The following is a 4248-nucleotide window of genomic DNA, read 5'->3' on the forward strand; positions in this document are numbered from 1 at the left end:
CGTCGGCCGCCGTCACGGCAGGCCGGGCCAGCGGCGCTTGGCTCCCTGCCGGGTCATCCCCGCAGCCGCCCCTAGCTCGACGTACGAGGCGCCGCTCTCCGCCGCTGTCTGCGCGGCACCCGCGCTGATCTGGCCCAGCCACGCCAGCAGGTATTCACTGATGGCCACCTCGGCGAGCGCGGTCTCCTTCGGCCGGCGCCGCCGGGCCTCCCTGAGTAGGTCACTGATGGACACCTCGGCCATCGTCGTCTTCTCCGGCCGTTGCGCCTGGGCCTTCGCCAGCCAGTCCGGCGAGCCCACGCCGAGCGCGTGCAGCACGGCCCGGTCGATGAGGTCACCGGCTCGCTCGTTCATCTGCCGCCGCTGCTCGTCGGTCAAGGGCAAACCGACGCGGGCCAACCCGCCTTTGACAACACCTGTTTCCATGACGCTCACCTAACCGGGCGACAACAAGTGTTGTCAAGGCTGCGACAACGGGTGTTGTCGCAGGATGGGCACCGACCCGGGCAACGCTACGGGTCGGGTCTGACGTTTTCGTGCCTCGATAAGATCAGTTATGGAGGCATCGGCCGATGGCCGTGAGCCGGGGCCTGATTCTGCGGAATGCGCCGATCAGAACGGCGGGCTGTCGGCGAGTTCCACGGCCGGCGGCGGGGCCAGTCGCAGCAGGGCCTCGCCGAGGGTGTCGCCGACGCCGACCGCGACGACGGTGTCGCGGTTGTCGTAGGCGTTGGCGGCGTAGAACCAGTCCTCCGGCTCCTCCAGGACGTTCCCGTCAGGGTCCAGGCGGCCGGGCTGGCCGGGGTCGAAGATGAGTTCGATGCGGTGGCCGTCGCGCAGCAGCGTTTCGGCGGGCAACCGGTCGGCCGGCTCGGGTCGGTCGACGAGGGCGCTCGGGTGAATCAGTGCGGCGACCGGCCGGCGGTGGCGGGTGAGCACCTGCACGCGGGTGCCAAGGCTGTGCACCTCGCCGACGAGGTGACCGAGCTTGGCGCGGGCGTCGGACACCGGCCAGGTCGGCAGGTTGGGGGAGATCTCGGCGACCTCGCTCATCGGCACCAGGGCGGCCCACTGGTACCGGTCCCGGGTGATCAGCGTGATGGTGCCGGCCTCGGCGGCGGTGACCAGTTCGGACCAGCGGGCCCGGGCGTCCTCAACGTCGACCGGATCGCCGTGCCGCTCGACGAGTGGTCGCAACCCGAAGGGTGTGTTGTCCATCCTCAAAGCGTAAGGCACCTTGCAGATAATTTGCAAGGTGTCTTACGTATTCGGTTGCGTGGAGTTGCCCTTGGTCCGGACCGGCTCGTCGACGTCGCCAGCGGCGGGGGTCGGGTTCGGTCAGCCTCTGCGGTGCAGGGCCTCGGTAACGGTGTCGATGCCGTGGCGGTCGATCATCTGCTGCAAGGTCTGCGCGGGAGTGGGTCGGCCCCGGTTGTCGGCGCGGTCGGCTCCCTGCCCGTGCATTCCCAAGGCGAAGCGGACGGTCTGCTCGTCCGCGCCGTTGTGCAGGGCCTTGGAGATCTCGGCGGTCTGCTGCTGTTGGAGGCGGGCGGCCTCCTTGCTGAGTTTGGTGCGGCGGGGGTCCCTGGGGCCCATGCCGGCCAGTTCGGTCTCGACGCGGTTGAGGTCCCGGCCGGTGCCGAGTGCCCTGTTGATCCAACCCATGTGTCTGCCTCCTCGGGGGATGGTCGGGGGTGCCCTGGGCGCCGTCGTCGGCGTCTAGGTGCTCACCGGGTGTCGTCGGGGCCCTGGGCCGTTTCCGTCGTGTCGGGGCTCGCACGCCACGCCTGGCCGCGCCGGCCGGCGTGCCAGGCCCGGATCGTGGCGGAGTCCCACACCGGGGTCCGGCTGATGTGCCGAACGGGCGCGGGGGCCTGGCCCCGGGAGACGTACCCGGACCAGGTCTTCGCGTTCACCGGCCGGTTCTGCTCCGCCAGGTACGCCAACACCTGCTCGGTGGTCCACTCGGCGTTGTCCGCGTGGTCCGCGTCGATGAGGTCCAGCGCGTCCAGCACGGCGCGGATCGCGGCGAGCCGGTCCGCGTCGCTCATGCCCGCGCTGGCGCAGCTCGACGCCGGTCGGGCGATCCCGGTGATGTAGCCGAGCGCGATCCAGCGCTCCACGCCGGGCGAGCTGCCCGGCATCGCCAGGGTCTTGCGCATGTCGGCGGCGATCTGCTCCACCTGCATGTCGTGTCCTCTCCGGGTCTCCAGCCGCTCTGGCGACCTCCGCGCGCCACCGAACCAAGGGGTCGGCCCGGTAGCGGCGGGGGCGGTCAGAACCGCCGACTGTTGAAGAACAGGGGGCCGATGCCGAACACGAGGGCGACCGGAATGCCGATCGCGAGAATGACCGCGAGCACGGTGTCCATGGCCTTACTCCTTCTCTGGTGAGGTCAGTGCTGGGTGAGTGCGCGGGAGTCGGCCAGCGTGCCGTCGATGACCTCCGTGGAGGTCGGGCGCCACGTGCCGGCCGGGTAGTAGGTGGCCGTCGACTCGCTGACGAGCGCCGGAGAGCAGTTCCCGCGCGAGATCCGCTCGATGTTGGTCAGGTTGTGGTGGTCGGCGAACGCCTGCGCGTCTGTCGCGGACTCGAAGAGGGCCAGGATCCGGTAGTCCTCGTACTCGCCCGCTCCGACCTCGTACGCCTGCCGTGCGCCCACGTTCTCCTCCTCCGGTCGAGTGCTCCACCCTCCACACATCACCTTACAGTTTCACACTGCAAGGTCACAAGGGGTGGTGAACGGCCTCGTCGACGGCGCGCAGCAGGTCGCTGGCGAGCAGCTGGTAGCCGCGCCACTCGCCGACGTACTCGGTGCTGCGGATGCAGTAGTCGGCCCCCTCGTGGTGGGCCAGCCACGCGGCGGCGGCGAGCACGAGGGTGTTGTTGGCGGCGAGCTCCACCGGCGCGCTGCCGACGCGGGTGTCGATCCACCAGTGGTCGGAGATGCTGACGTGCCGCACGCCGTGGGCGATCCCGGTGTCCCGAATCTCGTCGATGTCGTCGGGCTCGGCGGCGTCCGGATCGCCGAGGGGGCATCCGGTGAGGGCGCAGACGTCCCAGCCATCGAGCGGCCCAGCGGTGGTGCTCACTGCTGGAACCAGCGGGTCACCGGGATGGCGCCCGCGGCGTCCGGTACGGCCGGTTGCAGGCACCACTGCTGCGGGTCCGTGCCGTCGCCGGTGTTGACGACCCACTGGTGGCGAATCTGCGCGGTCGGGTCGGTTGGGTCCGCCGGTTCCAGGGCCTCGCCCCACACCTCGCGGGCGTAGCGGCGCAGCGCGGTGAGCATTCGGGTCGGGTCGTGGTGGCCCTGGGCGATGATGTCGCCGTCCTCGCCGATGTCGGCCAGGGCGATGCCGTCGATCTCGGCCACCATGTCCAGGGTCGGCCAGGCCGGGCCGCCGAGCAGGTCGGTGAGCATCTGCTGGTGAGCCGGGAAGACGATGCCGCCGGTGGTGGTGGCCAGGTGTCGGGCCAGGCCGGTGTAGCTGTCGGCGCGGATCCACGCGGCGCGGGCGGCGTCGTCGCCGGCGATGAGGACCGGCAGGTGGTCCGGCTCGTAGACGCCGAGGTCGATCGTGGTGAGGTTGGTGACCATCCACGCCTCGTCGGAGCAGCGGGGGTCCGGCACGTAGCGGGCCGGCAGCGTCCGCACCCACGGGTCGGTGAGCGTGACGATCAGGTCGGTCTCCTCCCTCAGCTCCCGCGCCGCCGCCTGCGCCGGGGTCTCGCCGGCGTCGATGTGCCCGCCGGGCAGCGCCCAGCCGTACCTGTCGCGGCGCTCGATCATGACGATCCAGCGGCCGCCGGTGGTGTCGGTGGCGGTCACCGCGGCGTCGGCGCACCGCGTCTCGCCCCAGTGCCCGAGCCGGTTGCGGCCGTAGCGGATGCCGGTGGACTCGCCCGGGTTGACCGGGCGGCCGTAGCGGACCGTGAACGGGATCGCGGCGGTGGCCTGCCGGGCGGGCCAGTCGATGCGGGTCGGGTCGGTCTGGGCCTCGGCCCAGCCCTCGGCGACGCCCCGCAGGTACACGTCGGGGTGGGTGTAGGTACGGGCGGTGTCAGTGGTCATGATGGTGCTGCCTCTCGGGTGTCGGGGTTGCTGTCGGCGGTTTCGTATCCGGAGGTAGTGGTCGGGGTCGTGTGGCTGCACGACCCCGACCGCGCGAGGTGGTGTCGGACGGCGGCGGGTGCCGCCGCCCGGGCCGGTGTGGCCGGTCACCGCTCGTCGGCGTGGGTGTGCTC

At 71.3% G+C, this 4248-nt stretch carries 6 protein-coding genes and 1 pseudogene; all 7 read right to left on the minus strand.

The window, feature by feature from the left end:
• Positions 1-12: 12 nt before the first annotated feature.
• Positions 13-426: a hypothetical protein gene (locus AB0E94_RS52465; protein ID WP_360344397.1), complete on the minus strand. Its 414-nt coding sequence runs from the start codon at positions 424-426 to the stop codon at positions 13-15.
• Positions 427-612: 186 nt separating this feature from the next.
• Entirely contained in the window at positions 613-1218 is a 606-nt protein-coding gene (locus AB0E94_RS52470) for a type II toxin-antitoxin system Phd/YefM family antitoxin (RefSeq protein WP_357098094.1), read from the minus strand.
• Between the two features lie 120 nt (positions 1219-1338).
• Positions 1339-1665, minus strand: coding sequence for a hypothetical protein (locus AB0E94_RS52475; protein ID WP_357098090.1), 327 nt, complete (start codon positions 1663-1665; stop codon positions 1339-1341).
• Positions 1666-1727: 62 nt separating this feature from the next.
• Positions 1728-2189, minus strand: coding sequence for a hypothetical protein (locus tag AB0E94_RS52480; RefSeq protein ID WP_357098087.1), 462 nt, complete (start codon positions 2187-2189; stop codon positions 1728-1730).
• Between the two features lie 206 nt (positions 2190-2395).
• Complete coding sequence (locus AB0E94_RS52485) at positions 2396-2662, minus strand: hypothetical protein (RefSeq protein WP_357098084.1); 267 nt, start codon at positions 2660-2662, stop codon at positions 2396-2398.
• A gap of 64 nt (positions 2663-2726) precedes the next feature.
• Positions 2727-3092 (minus strand): hypothetical protein, encoded by a 366-nt coding sequence (locus AB0E94_RS52490; RefSeq protein WP_357098081.1) that lies wholly within the window; start codon positions 3090-3092, stop codon positions 2727-2729.
• Between the two features lie 314 nt (positions 3093-3406).
• Positions 3407-4075, minus strand: a pseudogene (locus AB0E94_RS52495) (NUDIX domain-containing protein); the annotation flags it as partial.
• Positions 4076-4248: the final 173 nt, after the last annotated feature.

The sequence above is a fragment of the Actinoplanes sp. NPDC026670 genome (assembly GCF_040638175.1).
GTDB lineage: Bacteria > Actinomycetota > Actinomycetes > Mycobacteriales > Micromonosporaceae > Actinoplanes.